At 51.2% G+C, this 16,397-nt stretch carries 11 protein-coding genes; 5 read left to right on the top strand and 6 right to left on the bottom strand.

From position 1 onward, the window contains the following. Position 1: 1 nt before the first annotated feature. From M4J38_RS12010 to M4J38_RS11990, 5 genes are read right to left on the bottom strand one after another with little or no spacing between them, the layout of a single operon-like run. Positions 2-1,015, bottom strand: coding sequence for an SMP-30/gluconolactonase/LRE family protein (locus M4J38_RS12010; RefSeq protein WP_251759845.1), 1,014 nt, complete (start codon positions 1,013-1,015; stop codon positions 2-4). A gap of 45 nt (positions 1,016-1,060) precedes the next feature. After that, positions 1,061-2,779 (bottom strand): IlvD/Edd family dehydratase, encoded by a 1,719-nt coding sequence (locus tag M4J38_RS12005; RefSeq protein WP_251759844.1) that lies wholly within the window; start codon positions 2,777-2,779, stop codon positions 1,061-1,063. Between the two features lie 38 nt (positions 2,780-2,817). Further along, positions 2,818-4,395 carry an aldehyde dehydrogenase (NADP(+)) gene (locus M4J38_RS12000; protein ID WP_251759843.1) on the bottom strand — a complete coding sequence of 526 codons (1,578 nt, stop codon included), beginning with the start codon at positions 4,393-4,395 and terminating at the stop codon, positions 2,818-2,820. Between the two features lie 58 nt (positions 4,396-4,453). Further along, on the bottom strand, positions 4,454-6,007 hold the full coding sequence (locus tag M4J38_RS11995) for a SusD/RagB family nutrient-binding outer membrane lipoprotein (protein WP_251759842.1): 1,554 nt from the start codon (positions 6,005-6,007) through the stop codon (positions 4,454-4,456). Positions 6,008-6,018: 11 nt separating this feature from the next. Next, positions 6,019-9,180, bottom strand: a complete 3,162-nt coding sequence (locus M4J38_RS11990) for a SusC/RagA family TonB-linked outer membrane protein (protein WP_251759841.1) — start codon at positions 9,178-9,180, stop codon at positions 6,019-6,021. A 225-nt stretch (positions 9,181-9,405) separates the two neighbouring features. On the opposite strand from M4J38_RS11990, the gene M4J38_RS11985 reads away from it, so the two are divergent. From M4J38_RS11985 to M4J38_RS11965, 5 genes are read left to right on the top strand one after another with little or no spacing between them, the layout of a single operon-like run. Next, a complete protein-coding gene (locus tag M4J38_RS11985) occupies positions 9,406-10,293 on the top strand; it encodes an AraC family transcriptional regulator (RefSeq protein ID WP_251759840.1) in 888 nt (295 codons plus the stop codon). A gap of 7 nt (positions 10,294-10,300) precedes the next feature. After that, positions 10,301-11,818, top strand: coding sequence for a gluconokinase (locus tag M4J38_RS11980; protein WP_251759839.1), 1,518 nt, complete (start codon positions 10,301-10,303; stop codon positions 11,816-11,818). A gap of 32 nt (positions 11,819-11,850) precedes the next feature. Beyond that, positions 11,851-12,975: a bile acid:sodium symporter family protein gene (locus tag M4J38_RS11975; protein WP_251759838.1), complete on the top strand. Its 1,125-nt coding sequence runs from the start codon at positions 11,851-11,853 to the stop codon at positions 12,973-12,975. 10 nt (positions 12,976-12,985) lie between these two features. Then, positions 12,986-13,927 carry an RraA family protein gene (locus tag M4J38_RS11970; protein ID WP_251759837.1) on the top strand — a complete coding sequence of 314 codons (942 nt, stop codon included), beginning with the start codon at positions 12,986-12,988 and terminating at the stop codon, positions 13,925-13,927. Between the two features lie 36 nt (positions 13,928-13,963). Beyond that, a complete protein-coding gene (locus M4J38_RS11965) occupies positions 13,964-15,244 on the top strand; it encodes a mandelate racemase/muconate lactonizing enzyme family protein (protein WP_251759836.1) in 1,281 nt (426 codons plus the stop codon). Between the two features lie 22 nt (positions 15,245-15,266). Here the strand turns inward: M4J38_RS11965 and M4J38_RS11960 are convergent, their stop codons facing one another. Continuing rightward, the gene (locus tag M4J38_RS11960) at positions 15,267-16,394 is read right to left on the bottom strand and encodes a Gfo/Idh/MocA family protein (RefSeq protein WP_251759835.1); all 1,128 of its coding nucleotides are present in this window, start codon (positions 16,392-16,394) and stop codon (positions 15,267-15,269) included. Positions 16,395-16,397: the final 3 nt, after the last annotated feature.

Below are 16,397 nucleotides of genomic sequence, written 5' to 3'. Positions count from 1 at the left end.
GTTATTTCAGTTTTATGCGCAGCAGGTACATGTCGTTGGTAACGAATAATGTTTTTTCATCGGCGGAGAGGGCACAGTTGCTCGCCGGATTTTCCAGCCGGATGATGCCCAGTTTTTTCCCTTCTTTGCTGAAGATATAAATGCCGCCGGGGCCTGTCGCGAAAACAATGCCCTGTTTGCTGATCTTTAATCCGTCAGGCAGTCCTTTCCAGTTGCGTTCCCTTTCTTTGAGGTGGAAGAATATTTTCCCGTTGGAAAGCTGGTCGCCGTTCACATCGTACATGTACCAGAACGGCTTTGCCGGATCGCTGTTGGCGATAAGCAATTTCTTGTGTCCGGGGAAGAAGGCTATCCCGTTGGGGCGTGTAATGGAATCGGTAAGAAGAACTATGGTGCCGTCTTTTTTAAGTTTATAAACACCGTTGAAAGGGAGTTCTTTGGATGGATCCCTGTCGTTCTGGGTTGGAAGTCCGTAAGGAGGATCGGTGAAGAACAGTTCTCCTTTGTTGTTGAAAGCGCAATCGTTCGGACTGCTGAACTTCTTCCCGTTATACGTGGCCGCCAGTGTGGTGAATTCAGGTTGAGGCGCGTTCAGGGGCGCATCCATCCGGGCCATTTGCCGGTTGCCGTGCTGGCACAATACAAGTTCTCCTTTTTCATTGAGCGTAAGTCCGTTGCTGCCCGGTTCTTTAGACTGGCTCTTCATTTTTCCGGTATAGCCACTGGGCGAAAGATAGGTTTCCATACCATTGGCTTCCGTCCATTTGTATACGGTGTTTTTAGGGACATCACTAAACAACAGCATGTTGTGTTGTGGTACCCAAAGTGGTCCTTCACTCCATTCAAATCCTTCAGCGATGATCTCCGCACGTGTGTTCGTGTCAATGATTTTATCCAGCGCCTGATCGAACCTCAGGATAGCGCCGGTTTCAGGGAAAACTTTTCTTTCCTGTGCCATGGTATTGTAACTGAAGCCTACAAAGGTGAGCAGGAGGGTGTAATGAAAGCAATTCATTGTCTCGTTTTATTGTTCATCAATATACCGCATATTCCTCACCCATCAATGTGAATCGCGGGTCACTTCGCTGCCGCTGCTTCCTTGCAGAAAATCGAGGTCGGCGCCTTTGTCTGCTCCCAAAACATGTTGTACATACAGGCTCACGTAGCCTCTGGTGGCGGCAGGCTGTGGTTTTACCCATGCCGCCCTTCTTTTGGCCAGTTCTTCATCACTTACATGGAGGTGGAGTTTTCTTTGGGCCACGTCCAGTTCAATCATGTCGCCGTTCTGCACCAACGCCAGGTTTCCGCCAATGGCGCTTTCGGGTGAAACGTGCAGTACAGCGGTTCCGTAAGCGGTGCCACTCATTCGTCCATCGCTGATGCGTACCATATCGGTGATGCCTTTCATCAGCACTTTTTTAGGAAGGGCCATATTGCCTACTTCAGGCATTCCGGGGTAACCCACGGGCCCCACATATTTCAGTACCATCACGCAGGTTTCATCAATATCAAGTTCAGGATCATCAATCCTTGCATTATAGTCTTCAATGCTTTCAAATACCACGGCCCGCCCTGTATGTTGCATCAGGGCCGGTGTGGCCGCGGATGGTTTAATGACCGCGCCATTCTCCGCCAGGTTGCCTTTCACGATCACGCAGCCGCCTTCGGGGATGAGTGGTTCGTTATAGGGGAAGATCACATCATTGTTGTAACAATCCGTGGTGCCTTTGATATTGTCGTGGTGGTTCTTTCCTGTAACCGTGATCACGTTTTTATGCAGGGTGTCTTTCAATTCGTTGAGGATAACGGGCAGACCACCGGCGTAGAAGAAGTCTTCCATCAGGTATTTGCCGGATGGCATCAGGTTGAGCAGGAGGGGTATCTTGCTGCCGATGGTATCGAAATCTTCGAGGTCCAGGTCCACGCCAATTCTTCCGGCAATGGCCAGCAGGTGGATGATGAAGTTGGAAGAGCCGCCCACTGCCGCGTTCACTTTGATCGCGTTCTCGAAGGCTTCCCTGGTCAGAATTTTGTCGATGGTAAGGTCTTCCCGTACCATATCCACGATGCGTCTTCCGCTGAGTTGCGCCATCACTTTTTTTCTGGAGTCCGCCGCGGGTATGGCGGCCGCGCCGCTGAGGGTAAGGCCGAGTGCTTCCACCATACAGGCCATGGTAGAGGCGGTGCCCATGGTCATGCAATGGCCGATGCTGCGGCTCATGCAGCTTTCGGCGAGTTCGCATTCTTCCTGGCTGATCTTGCCGGTTTTCATGTCTTCGTCAAACTTCCATACATGGGTGCCGCTTCCAATGAGTTGGCCTTTGTAGCGTCCGTTCAGCATGGGGCCGCCGGGCACCACGATGGTGGGAAGTCCTACGCTGGCTGCGCCCATCACCGTGGAGGGCGTGGTTTTATCACAACCTGTAAGTAGTACCACACCATCCAGCGGGTTGGCCCGGATGGATTCTTCCGCGTCCATACTGGCGAGGTTCCTGAAAAGCATGGCGGTGGGCTTCATCAGTGTTTCTCCCAGACTCATGATGGGAAACTCCAGGGGGAAACCTCCTGCTTCCAGTACACCTCTTTTTACGGCTTCGGCATGTTCCCTGAAATGCGCGTTGCAGGGCGTGAGTTCGCTGAAGGTATTGCAGATGCCAATTACGGGGCGCCCATCAAACATGTCGGTGGGCATGCCCTGGTTCTTCATCCAGCTGCGGTAAATGATCCCGTCTTTGTCCTTGCGGCCAAACCAATGCCGGCTTCTTAAATTCTTGATCATCGTCTTCTGATTTGAATTTGTGAAACAGTATGTTACTGTTATATGAGCTTTCGTTCTCCGTTTACCAGTCTTTGGATAGCGAGCGGGTTATCATGTTTCAATTCATCGGGCAGCAGTGCATCGGGCATATTCTGGTAACACACGGGTCGTGTGAACCGGTATATGGCTGCCGTGCCTACTGAGGTGGTTTTGCTGTCGGTGGTGGAAGGAAAAGGGCCGCCATGCACCATGGCGCTGCAAACCTCCACGCCGGTGGGGAATCCGTTGACCACGATCCTGCCCACTTTTCTTTCCAGTATATGGATCAGTTCGCCGTATTCCGCCAGTTCCCGCTCCGTGCCATGCACTGTTGCCGTTAAATGTCCTGAAAGATCGCTTGCTATCTGCAAAAGTTCTTCCTTTGACGTTACGGCCACGACCATACTTGCGGGACCAAAAACTTCATGGCTCAAAGATGGATTGGATCGGAACGTACCGGCAGCTGTTGCCAATAAAACCGGCGTGCCGTTATTCTTTCCTTCGGATGGATTATTGCTAGTGGCGAGTTCTTCCACACCCGCGGCCTTACGGTTCTTTTCCAATCCTTCTTGATACGATTTGGCTATGCCGGGAGATAGCATTACACCACCAGTCGTTTTAGAGAATGCTGTTTTCAATTGTGGTTTAAATTGATCTCCTTCACTTGACTGATAGAATAGTAAACCGGGATTGGTGCAGAACTGTCCCACGCCGAGGGTCACGGAACCTGCATAAGCCGCCGCTATTTCAGCGCCTTTTGTTTCCATGATTTCAGGTAGAATGAAAACAGGGTTGGTGCTGCCCATTTCCGCATATACGGGAATGGGTTCCGGCCTTGTAACCGCGGCATCATACAACGCCTTTCCGCCTTTGTAAGAGCCGGTGAAGCCCACCGCTTTTACTTCCGGGTGTTTTACGAGTTGAATGCCGGTGGTGGTGCCGTCTCCAAAAAGCAGGGAGAATACACCATCGGGCATATTCATTTTTCGGGCCGCTTCCATAATGGCCCTGCCCACAATGGCGGAAGTGGCGGGATGCGCGCTGTGCGCCTTCACGATTACGGGGCATCCTGCTGCCAATGCTGAGGCTGTGTCGCCACCGGCAACGGAAAACGCGAGTGGGAAATTACTGGCGCCGAATACCACTACGGGCCCTAATGCCACTTGCATATAACGCAGGTCCGGTTTGGGAATGGGCGTACGTTCCGGGAGCGCGGTTTCAATGCGTGCGTCCACCCAGGAACCTTCTTTCAAAAGATCGGCGAACATTTTCAGTTGGTTCACCGTTCTGCCCCTTTCATTTTCGATGCGGGCTTTTGGAAGACCGGTTTCGTTAGAGCAGACAGCGATCAATTCTTCTCCGGCCAACATGATTTGTGCCGCTATCGTTTCAAGGAAAAGCGCTTTAATGGAGCTGGGTAATTTGCTGTACCGGGGGAAGGCGGCCGCGGCTTTTTCCGCTGCGCTGTTCACTTCCTGTTCGGTCGCTTTGAAAAACAGGTACCCGTTGTGCTGATCTGTACCGGGGTTGTACGATTGAAAGGTCTCTGTTCCTACCGCTGAAAATTCGTACCCGATAATGTGCTTTTCTTCCTTCATTGATGAAAATTTGATCGCTGCCTGCTGTTGTTTTCACTATAACCGCTTCCTGAGCCGGTTAGTTGTCCCAGAATATCCTGGTAGTAAGATTATCTTGTCCGCCCATGCTGGTTACGGCTTCCTGGTAATTGGCGTTGTTCCTGGCCGATTCTTCGTTGGGATAGGCGAATCTTCTCGCGAAGCCTCCCTGAAGGTTGTTGTTGTAACCGTTTGGGGTAAGTGTAGGGAAGCCGCTTCTCCTGAAGTTGGCGAATCCTTCGGCGCCATTGCCCAGGCTCGCGATCCAGTATTGCGTATTAATGAGTTCCAGCGCGTTGCCCGCGTTCCAGGCCACGCCCGGCATAGTGAGGTAACTATTCTGTGCGGATTCTGGTATGGCCACCGCCGGCACGTTGGGATAGAGGGAATATTCATCCATGGATGCTTTTACCCCCGCCTCATAGTATTGCTGCGCGGTAAGCGCGCCTGAAAGTCCCGTTAACCATCCTCTTTGGGCGGCCTCCGCGAGCAGCAATTTTGTTTGCGCGTTCGTAACATAGAAAACCGGTGCCGTGGCGCTGCCGAATACGGAGAAATTAAGTTGCGAATAGTTTTGTCCTGTACCGTTAGTGCCTCTGTAACCAGGATAATTGAGTACGCTGGTTTGGTCGTAGCCTACGGGGAAGCCGAACTGCGCGGCCATCGTGGTGTCTGGAGTGAGCGCCAGCGCCTGGTTGGGGTCGGCGTATTTTCCTGCGATGTACTTGAGGCGCGGGTCGCTGAAGTTTTTCATCCTGTTCACGAAAGGTTCCGCGAGGTAATAGAAATAAGGGTTCGTGGCGCGCGGACCATTGTTGAGCTGGTTCACATACACGGAGGTGAACCTGATCTTAGCGTTGTCCGCGTTGGTCTGCATCAGGCCGGCATTGTAGGCCTCCTGCACGATGCTGCGGGCTTTGTTCGCGTCGATCTTCGAGTAGCGCATGCCCATCCGGAGCAGTAAGGAGTTGCCAAACCTTTTCCATTTGGTGGCCTGGTCGGTGGCAGACTCGCTTCCATACAAAAGGTCTTCCTTAACACCTGCCTTGGTACCATCCAGCGCCGCAACTGCGGATTTGATTTCATTGTACAGTGCTTCGTAGATGACTTCGTCCTTATCATACTTGGGGTAGAAGGTCGCTTCGAGGAAGGCTTTACCTGCTTGTGAATAGGGTACATCACCATAAGTATCCACCAGCGTCATGTAGATATAGGATTTCCAGAGGCGTGTCTGGTTGTACAGGTTTACTTTGTCCGGATTGTCTTTCACTAAACTGAGTATCTGTTCAATCAGTTTGATGGAGTTGGGGTAGTTGTCGTTCCAGCGGGGCACATTGAAGTTGTTGTTGTCTTCATTGAAGTTGAATCCCGCGGTGGCCCCGGTGTTGTAAGCATTCACAAACTGCTGTACAATGGTTTGCTCTCCTTCCCAGAATCCGGGATGGGTAAGCCTTTGTACGTTGGTGAACAGTAAAGCCGGTTCAATGGTAGTCAGCGCATAAGGATTGGTGTTGATCTCCTCGAATTCCTTGTCGCAGCTGGCGAGGAAAAATAACGAGACGGGCAATAATATATATCGGTTGATCTTTTTCATAAAGCAATAGTTTAGAACTTCACATTTAGGTTCACTCCATAGTTGCGTGTGGTGGGCAGTGTGGTTTGTTCGTAGCCCACGCGGCTGTCGCCGGAAGAGGCGAATGCTTCAGGATCGAGGTCATCGATGTATTTCTTGATGATGGCCACGTTCCGGCAGGAAGCGGAGAGCGACAGTCCCTTCACGAATTTCAGTTTGTTGCTTACCAGTTGGGTGAAGTCGTAGGAGATCGTGATGTTCCTCAGTTTTATGAAGTCTGATTTGAAAACGAAAGGATCGGCGATCTGGAGGTTGCGGTAATCGGTGTAGAAAAGCTGGGGGTCCACCGCCGTAGTATTGGGGGAGCCGTCGCCTTTCACGCCGGGGAATATAACGCCGCCCTCGCGGCCCACGAGTGATTTTTTGGTATGGCCCTGGCGCAGCCCGTTGAGTGCGGTGGAAGAAATTACTTTACCACCCGCTTTGTAATCGAAGTGCACCAGCATGCTCAGTTTTTTGTACCGGAACACGTTGTTCCATCCGCCGGTGAATTTAGGCAGCGCGCTGCCGAAAAGTACATCGGGCCCAGTGCTGGCTTGCAGACGGCCATTGTTGTTCAGCACAATTTCTCCTTTCGCGTTGCGGAGGTATGTTTTCGCGGCCAACTGGTTCAATGGTTTGCCTACTTCATACACGAGTGAGCCAAGGAACTCGTTCCCGCCGAAAGAAGCCACGATCAGCCTGTTGGTGTTCGGCGCCAATGCGAGTACTTCGGTGCTGTTGGTCGCGGTATTGAAGGAACTGCTCCAGGTGAAATCTTTGTTTTTTACCGGGATCACTTCCAGCATGAATTCTACGCCCCTGTTTTGAAGGGAACCGAGGTTCAGCGGCGTGCCGGTGTACCCGGAAGCATTGGAGATTTCAACGGTAAGAATCTGGTCCCTGGTTTGTTTGTCGTAGGCGGCCACATCCAGGTTCACCCTGTTGCCGAACATTTTCAGTTCAATGCCGATCTCTTTTTCACGTACGCTAAATGGGCGCAGCAGGGGGTTGGGGCTTGATCCGTTGGCGATAGTGCCCAGACTCATGCCGTTGAACTGGTTGGGGAGGATACCGTAAGCGAGCACGCCTGTGAACGCGTTGATGCCGTTTGCGCTGCCCACATCCGCGTAAGAGGCGCGCAGTTTACCATAGTTGAGCCAGGTCTGGCTTTTCAGCAGTTCGGAAAAGATAAAGCTGCCGCTGAAGGAGGGGTAGAAGTAGTTGTTGTTGGCCGGATTCAGTACCGTGAACCAGTCGTTGCGCCCGGTCACGTTAAGATACAGCAGGTTTTTATAGCCAAACTCCGCGAACCCATACAGGGAGTTCACCCTTTCCCGGTACACCGTAAAGTTGGTGGGGTTATTGGGATCGGATTTGTTGAGACCGTTCTCAAAGGAATAAAGGTCTCTCACTACGAAGTCCAGTACGCTTTGGTTAAAAGTACGGCTATAGTTGGTGTAGATGTTGCCGCCCACACTCAGGTCAATCGAGAAATCTCCGAACTGGTGGTTGCCGCCCAGCAGGAAATCGGCATTGATCTGCCTGTTGGTGGAAGTGTTGGCGCTGTAGGTGCCGTTAAAGCCGGTGCCTGCCTGGTTAAGCGGTGTAGAGGTACCTACGCCGGTGGGGAAATTCTGTTCCAGGAAAGAAACGCCGTAGTCCATATTCATCCGGCCTTGCAGGTACAGCCATTTGGTGAAGTCGTATTTGATGGTAGCCGTGCCCAGCAGGCGGTCCCTTTTGTTGATGATGAATTGTCTTGGCATCAGGAAGTAGGGATTGAAAAGGGTGGTCTGGAAACCGGAGGTTTGTGTTTCCGTTCCATTCGGGGCCACTGCTTTTTCTTTCAATACATCCAGGCCAATCGAATTGGCGATCCGGTTAAGGAAGTTGGGGGATCCGGCACCCTGTACGCCCACCTGCGGCGGGTTTTTATTCTCTTCGTTGGTGTAATTCATGTTCAGCATAACGTTCAGCTTATCGGATATGCTGTGGTTTACGCCGAGGTTGAAAATCCTTTTGTAATAGGTGTTGTTGGGGGCAATGCCTTTTGCTTCCTGGTTGGAATAGGAGGCCCGGAAGCTGCTGGTGGCGTTGCCGCCGGAAAACGCGATGGTGTTGGTGAAGGTGGTGCCCGTGCGGAAAAATTCTTTGATCCTGTTGGGATGCGCCACGTAAGGGCGCATTACACCATCGAACTGTATGGTGGGTGCGCCGTCCAGTTTCGCGCCCCAGCCGAATTGTCCGGTAGTGATGGCCTGGCCTTGTGTAGTGGGCCTTACCCCAGCCTGTCCCTGACCATATTCCATCTGGTAATCGGTGAAATCAAGTACTTCATCACGGGTATAATTGGAGATGAACTCCACGCCCAGGCCGGTATTCTTCGCTCCGTTCTTGGTGGTGATGATAATGGCCCCGTTGGCGGCCCTTGAGCCGTAAAGCGCGGCGGCGGTAGCACCTTTCAGTACGGTCATACTTTCGATATCGTCGGGGTTGATCTGTTGCATGTTGTCGCCCAGGTCAATAGAAGCGTTGCCTGAGGCGCCCCTTGCGCCCTGGTCCATCGGTAAACCGTTAATGACGATGAGCGGGGCGTTGTTGGCGCCGTTAAAGGCGGACTGCCCGCGTAGGCGAATCTTGGTGCTGGCGCCCGCGCCGGAACTGGGTGGTGAAATATCCAGGCCGGCCACCTTTCCTTCCAGTGCGCCCATCATGTTGATGGTGCGGTTCTGTTGCATTTCGTTCACCCTGACGGTTTCCGCGGAATAACCCAGTTTTTTGGATTCCCTTTTGATACCCAGGGCCGTTACCACCACCATGTCCAGGTTGTTGCCTTCGGCGCGGTACATGGTAACGGACAACGTTGTTCTTCCATTCAGGGTTATTTCCTGCGTGCCGTAGCCGACATTACTGACTACGATAATGTTGCTTCCTCCGGCATTGAGGCTGAAGTTGCCGGAAGCGTCGGTGGTGGTGGCGTTGGAAGTGCCTTTGGCGGAAACAGTGGCGCCATTGAGCGGTTGGTTCTTTTCATCGGTAACGGTACCGGTTACTCTTTGAGCGCTCGCGGCATGTACGGTGAAAAAAAAGAGGGTGGAAATGAACAGCCTGTAAAAGCCAGGCTTAAGCCTGAGCGGCAGATGTACATTCATAAAGCAAGTCGTTTTGTTTAAAAAATATGATTCAGAAAGAGGAACTTTCTGCTGGTAGGTTTAACAATCGTAACACTAAAGTAGACAGATCGCCAACTAATAACTTCCAATTTTTAACATCGTTGAATTTTGTAAATTCAATACATGTATTTTCCCTTTCTTTACTACCGTTATCATTAAACGATTGCCCGGGAATAAGTTGTTCATTTATACCCGATCCTGCTTATGAACCAATTTGTACTTCGCCAACATAGTGCACCGGAACTCAAATTGTTCCCGCATATCCTGGAGATCGGGGTGGTGAAGAATTCCGCTATTCATCTGCATGGCTTTCCCTGCGCTTCGGAAAATTGTTTGCGTTTCTATTTTATCCAGGATGGAAAATTTGAATGGAAGATAGAAGGTCGAAATTATACGCTCTTTCCGGGGGATGTAGCGCTGGTACTACCCGGCGCTGCTTTCGGCAGTCCCGATGATGTGTTGGAGATCGGTACTTTTTTATGGCTCTACCTTCAGGTGAGCACGAACGAGGAATGTACGCTGGCCACGGGCTCCTGGAGCGGACTTTCCGCGGCCGAGAACATCGCCATCTGTAAAATGCTGCAAAGGGACCACACACCGGTGCTGCACAAATGCCAGGAAGCGGGTTCGATACTCAGGAACATTCAGGCTGAATTGTTTAATAAGGACATTGGTTTCGAAACACGGGTCAATCATTTACTGGATGACCTGCTGATTCAACTGGCCCGGCAATGCACCAGGATGAATAACCCCGGCAGGGACTTCCCCAAAACATTCATGGCTTTGGAACAGGAACTGCGGAAGAACCTTTCCCACCAGTGGACGGTAGACGAAATGGCTGGTTTCGTTGGACTGGGAACCACACTCTTCAACGAAAAAGTAAAAAGTTATTCCGGATTCTCTCCACTCAGTTACCTCATCAATATCAGGATTTCAGAAGCGATGAAATTATTGAAACGTCCCGATGTGAGTTTAACGGACATCGCTTTCGATACCGGGTTCTATTCTTCCCAGCACTTTTCAACCACTTTCAAGAAACTGACCGGCTACACCCCAAGTCAGTTCCGCAAAAATCATTCGCGTACAAAATAAACGGACTATGGAATGCATCATCACCATCGAACTAGGAACGAACGCTGTAAGGGTATATGCCTTCGACCTGAAAGGAAATATCATTGGTTCGCTGAAGGGGTATTGCCCCACTTTCCATAGTGAACCGGATTACAGCGAACAGGATCCCGACCAGGTGTTCATCACCATGTTGTATGTATTGAAGAACCTGCTGAACGAGATGATTCATCCGAAAAAATACCGGGTGTCGCGCATCTGTTTCAGTTCTTCCATGCACAGTGTGCTGGCCGTGGATAAAAAGGGCAACCCGATGGGCAACGCCATTACCTGGGCCGATAACAGGGCGATAAAGGAAGCGGAAACGCTGAAGGGGTCTTCCCTCGGGAAAAGGATTTACAATGCTACGGGTACGCCGCTGCACCCCATGTCGCCGCTTACCAAAATCGCCTGGATCAAAAACAATGAAAAGGATAAATTCAAACAGGTCAGTAAATTTCTCTCGCTCAAAGCGTACATCCTCCAGCAGCTTACCGGGGAGTACATGATCGATTACAGCATCGCCTCCGCCACAGGATTGCTCAATATCCACAAGATCAAATGGGATGCCGACGCGTTGAAATTCGCGGGTATCAACGCAGGCATGTTGCCCGACCCCGTTCCCGTTTTTACCAAAGCGGGGAAACTGAGTAAGGCCCACCAGACCTCACTGGGCCTGTCTGCCGATACCACGATACTGGTTGGTTCCAGCGACGGATGCATGGCCATACTGGGCGATGGTGTGAACGGTGAAGGAATGGCCACCATTACCGTGGAAGACAGTGGCGCCGTACGTGTGATGGGCAATAAAGTACTGCAGGATGAGAAACAACGTTTCTTCAACTACCTGCTTACTGAAAACCTCTATGTGTCCGGTGGACCCACCAACAACGGCGGGGTTATTTTTGAATGGTTCACCAGGCAGTTCGGCGATTTCAGGAACCTCTTCGATATTGAACAGAGTATGATGGAACTCATCAGCGAAGCATCTAAAGTGGCGCCAGGTTCTGATGGGCTGCTTTTCCTGCCTTACCTGCTCGGGGAACGCGCGCCCATTTGGAACGCCAACGCGCGTGGCGTGTATTTCGGGATGAACATCAAACACGAAAAAGCACATTTTGTACGCGCCACTATTGAAGGAATCCTGTATGAAATATACAGCATCGGTAAAACTCTGGAGGAACACCGTAAAATAAATAGTCTGTGCATAAACGGTAGTTTCGGAAGCATTCCGTTTTTTACACAGTTGGTGTCGCATATTTACAATAAACCGGTTCGTTTAAGGCAGCACTACCACAGTGTGAGTTACGGCGCTTACCTGCTGAGCGCTACTGAAATGGGGATATACGCTTCGCTGGAGGAAGCCGCGAAAACGGTGGTGCTGGCCGATATGGTAACACCGGACAAGCAGGTGCACAAACTGTACATGAAATACTATAAAATATTTGAACGGCTCAGTACAAAGTTGTCGGGCGAGTTTGAAGCGATTGCCGCTTTACAGCACCCCTAGTTTTAATTCTTCATTTTGATCAACGATTGCTTATGTCATTTACAAAATATACCAGGTTGTTTTACGGACTTTCGGCGGCCTGCATGATGGCTGCGGCTGTATGTTGGTTTACCGGAAATATCAACATAACAGGCTGGGTGCTCAGTCTTTCTTTTGTATGCATTGCATTGGCTTTCAGGGGAAGTCCTGTTTTAAAAGGCATGTCGTTTACTGCTTTTATCTTCGCTTCGGTGGCGCTGGCCATGTTTCATCCCGGATATTTTATACAATGGGGCGATTTTAAATTGAGCGGCGCCATCATTCCATTGATACAGGTGCTGATGTTCGGTATGGGTTCTTCCATGGGCTGGAAAGATTTCGCAGCTATCGCCCGGTCGCCTAAAGGTGTGTTGATCGGAGTGCTGAGCCAGTTCACCATTATGCCTTTTCTCGGTTATGCGCTGGCGGGTGTTTCCGGGCTTGAACCGGAGATCGCCGCAGGCATCATCCTGATCGGTTGTTCACCCAGCGGACTCGCTTCTAATGTAATGGCTTACCTCGCGAAGGCCAACCTGGCGCTTTCTGTTACCATCACCTCTATTACCACGTTGATTGCGCCGTTGGTAACGCCATTGCTCATGCGCCTGCTTGCGGGCGCGCTGGTGGAAATTGATGTGCTGAGCATGATGTGGGATATCCTGAAAATGATCATCATCCCGATAGGGGCGGGACTCTTGTTCAACAGACTTTTAAAAGGAAGGATACAATGGCTGGACGATGCGATGCCTTTCATCTCCATGTTCAGTATCGCCGCCATCGTTACTATCATTACTGCCGCGGGAAGAGACCATCTCCTGAAGATCGGCGCTTTGTTGATCGTGCTGGCACTGGTACACAATGCGTTTGGGTATTTACTTGGTTATTGGAGCGGCAGGCTGTTGCGGATGCCGGAAAAAGATTGCCGTACCATCGCAATAGAAGTGGGGATGCAGAATGCAGGATTGGCTTCGGGTATCGCGAAGGAAATGGGTAAAGTGGCCACGGTGGGACTGGCCGCCGCGGTGTTCGCGCCCCTGATGAACGTGACCGGATCGGCCCTGGCCAGCTGGTGGCACAACCGGTTGCCCAAAGAAACGGATGCCGACGCGGCGAAGGAGGAATTGATTCATTCAACTTAAAACAAGTCTTATGATAAAAGCGAAAACCATTTTTGTGTTGCTGCTGGTTATACTGGGGCAGCAAAGTATCGCGCAGCAAGTGCAGATTTCCAAAGAACAACTGATCGCGCTTACCCCGGAATGGAAGGGGGAACGTTTTCCCGATGGACGCCCAAAAGTCTCCGATAAAATCCTTACACGCATGAAAGCGGTGAGCGTGGAAGAGGCCTGGGCCGTGATGAAAAATGCAGGATACGCCTACCAGATCGCGGAAGGATGGGAGCGGATCAACCCGGACAGTGTGCTGGTGGGAAGAGCGGTTACGGCCACCTTCATGCCAGGACGGCCCGATGTGTGGAAGGCCATTGATTCGGCGGGAAAGAAAACGGGAAAAAGGGGGCAGAACACCTGGGCGGTGGACCTTCTCGTTAAAGGGGATGTGTATGTGGCCGATCAGTTCGGGGCGAAAAGGAATGGCCCTACCATCGGGGACAACGTGGGGAACGCCATCTACGCGAAATCGGGTAACGGTATCGTTTATGACGGCGCGCTGCGCGATGTGGAAGGTTTGAAAGAAATCGGCGGTTTTACTTCGTTCTATACCAGTTATGATCCTTCCCACCACAATCCGCCCGGAGACCTGAATACGATGATCGTAGGCATCAACCAGCCCACAAGGATACGAACAGTTACCGTAATGCCGGGTGATGTGGTGCTGGGTAAAATGGGCGTGGTGGTATTCGTGCCGCCGCACCTGGCGGAAAAAGTGGTAACCACTTCGGAGATTGTGCGGTTGCGCGATATGTTCGGCCATGAAAGACTTCGGGAGGGAAAATATACCGCAGGGCAGATCGATGCCCGCTGGTCCGATGAAATTGAACGCGATTTCTCGAAATGGCTGAACGATCATATCAACGAATTGCCCGTCGCGAAAGAACAGATCCAGGAGTTTCTGAAAGAAAGAACCTGGTAGCGGTCATTTTTAAATCATTCATTCAAAACAAAATATATGTCTGACTATAATTCAAGGAGGTCCTTTCTATCCAAAGCAGCCATCGCTTCGGCCATGGCGCCCTTCGCTTCGCTCAATGTATTCGGGAATGGGTACGAAAAAGCTGTGGACGATTATTCGAAACCTTCCGCGCCTTCCGATCTGAAAATAACGGAGATTAAATGCGGGTACATCAGGGGAAGTCTGTTCGTGAAGATTTTTACCAACCAGGATATTTATGGTTGCGGAGAAGGGGTGGATGCCGTAATGGGTACTTATCACCTCGTGAAAAACTTCGAAATGCGCCTCAAAGGCCGGAATCCTTTGGATGTGCACCGTTTGTTTGAAGACATTCGCAAAGGGGGATTTTTTCAGGGCGCGCAGGCGGGTATGTACGTGGCAGTACTATCAGCCATAGAAACGGCGCTCTGGGATATTGCCGGGAAAGCCCTGAATGTGCCGGTGTACCGGTTGCTGGGCGGAAAGTTCCGCGACAAGATCAGGGTGTATTGCGATACGGCCCTGTACCAGCGCAACCTGCCGCAACCCAAAGATTTCGCGGAAGCCGCCGCAAAGTCAAAAAGCATGGGCTTCAACGCCATCAAGTTCGACCTCGATCAATTCAATGACCCCAACAAATATGACCGCTACAACTGGACCGCCAGTCCGGGCGAATTGCAGCGCATGTACGACCAGGTGGCCGCTGCGCGGCAGGCCGTTGGTCCCAATGTGGATATTCTGGTGGATATGCATGGCCGTTATGACGCCGTTACCGGCCACGCGGTAGCGAAAAGACTGGAGCCGCTCAACCTGCTCTGGCTGGAAGAGCCCACGCCTGCCGAAAATGTGCAGGCGTATAAATCCATCAGGGATTCTTCTTCCACCCCCATAGCCGCAGGCGAGAACCAATACCTGGCCTATGGTTTCCGTGAAATGCTGGAGATCGGCGCGGTGGATATTGTGATGCCTGACCTTCAGAAAGCAGGAGGGCTGGGAGAGGGCCAACGCATCGCCAACCTGGCGAACCTTTACTACACGCCATTCGCCCCGCACATGGTGGCTTCTTTCCTCGGTTGTATGGCCGCCTGCCATGTATGCGCCTCCGTGCCCAATTTCCTGATCCTCGAATGGCAATCTTATTTCCATACGGAACCCATGTACAAGGAGATTGTTCAATACGAAGGAGAATGGGTGAAAGACAGTTTCATTACCCTTTCAGAGAAACCGGGCATCGGTGTGGATATGAATATCGACGCCATGAAAAAATACGCGGTGCCCAACGTGCCATTCTTCGTTTAATCCTATATGTTAAGTCATGTGCTCAGGAGAGTTTCACCTTCTTTCCTGTGCGCATGGCTTCATAAATGGCCTGGAGGTATTTCACGTCCCTGCGCCCCATTTCTCCAGGTACAATGCTGGGCTGGTTGTTTTTGATGGATAGCGCGAATGCATCCATTTGTTTCGCCTGTTGGTTCACGGGCGTGAGTTGCATGTCGCCGTTAGGTGTATACCCTCTTTGCCGGCCATAATTGTAAGCTGGTTTCAATTCAAAACTGCCCTGTTCGGCTTCCGCTTTCAGGAAATTGGTGAGGGCGTCGTAAGTGGCGCTTCCTTCCCCTTTAAGTCCGCCTTGAAACTCAAATTCCCAGGAAAGGGATTGTTCCACCTCTTTAAACCGCACCGGGTCGGTTTTTTCACCTTCCACGGCAGTAACGGCAATCGGGTTCATGCCCGATGTATAGCACATGCCCTGCACCACATATATGCCGAGGTCCATTAACGGTCCGCCGCCGGCGTATTGTTTGGAAAGGCGCCATTGTCCGGCTTCCGCTTTAAAGCCGAAAGCACCTGATATTTTTTTCAGGTTGCCGAATACTTTTTGTGTGCCCAGTCTGGCCATCTCCAGGTTGAATGGGTCGAAATGTAACCGGTACCCGATGGAAAATTTTTTACCTGCTTTTTGCTGTGCGGCCAGCATCTTGTCACAATCTTCCACCGTAATGGCCATGGGTTTTTCGCAGATCACGTGTTTGCCTGCCCCGAAACCACGGATGGTATATTCAGCGTGCATGCTGTTGGGTAGCACCACGTAAATGATATCGATGTTCTTGTTGTCCTTTATACGATCGTAATTGTCGTAGTTGTAAATGTTCTCGTCGGGGATATTGTATTTTTCTTTCCAGGTGGGTATTTTGGAAGGCGTTCCGGTAACGATCCCCGCAAGGTAGCAGTGTTCCGTTTGCAGCAACGCTGGCGCGAGTTGTCCGGTGGCGTAATTGCCCAGTCCCACGAGGGCGATGCCGAGTTTCCCATTTTTATCAGGCATTGTGGTTGGTTTTGATGATGATCCCGGAAGCAGGTCCGCGGGGCTGAATAAGGTCATGCCCAGGCCTGCAAGGCCGGATTGATAAAGGAAATTTCTCCGCGATGAACCGATTGTTTTTTTCATAAA

Source organism: Parasegetibacter sp. NRK P23 (genome assembly GCF_023721715.1).
In the GTDB taxonomy this organism is placed as follows: domain Bacteria; phylum Bacteroidota; class Bacteroidia; order Chitinophagales; family Chitinophagaceae; genus Parasegetibacter.
Note: the sequence above shows the minus strand (reverse complement) of the source record. Positions and strands in the feature narration are given on the sequence as shown.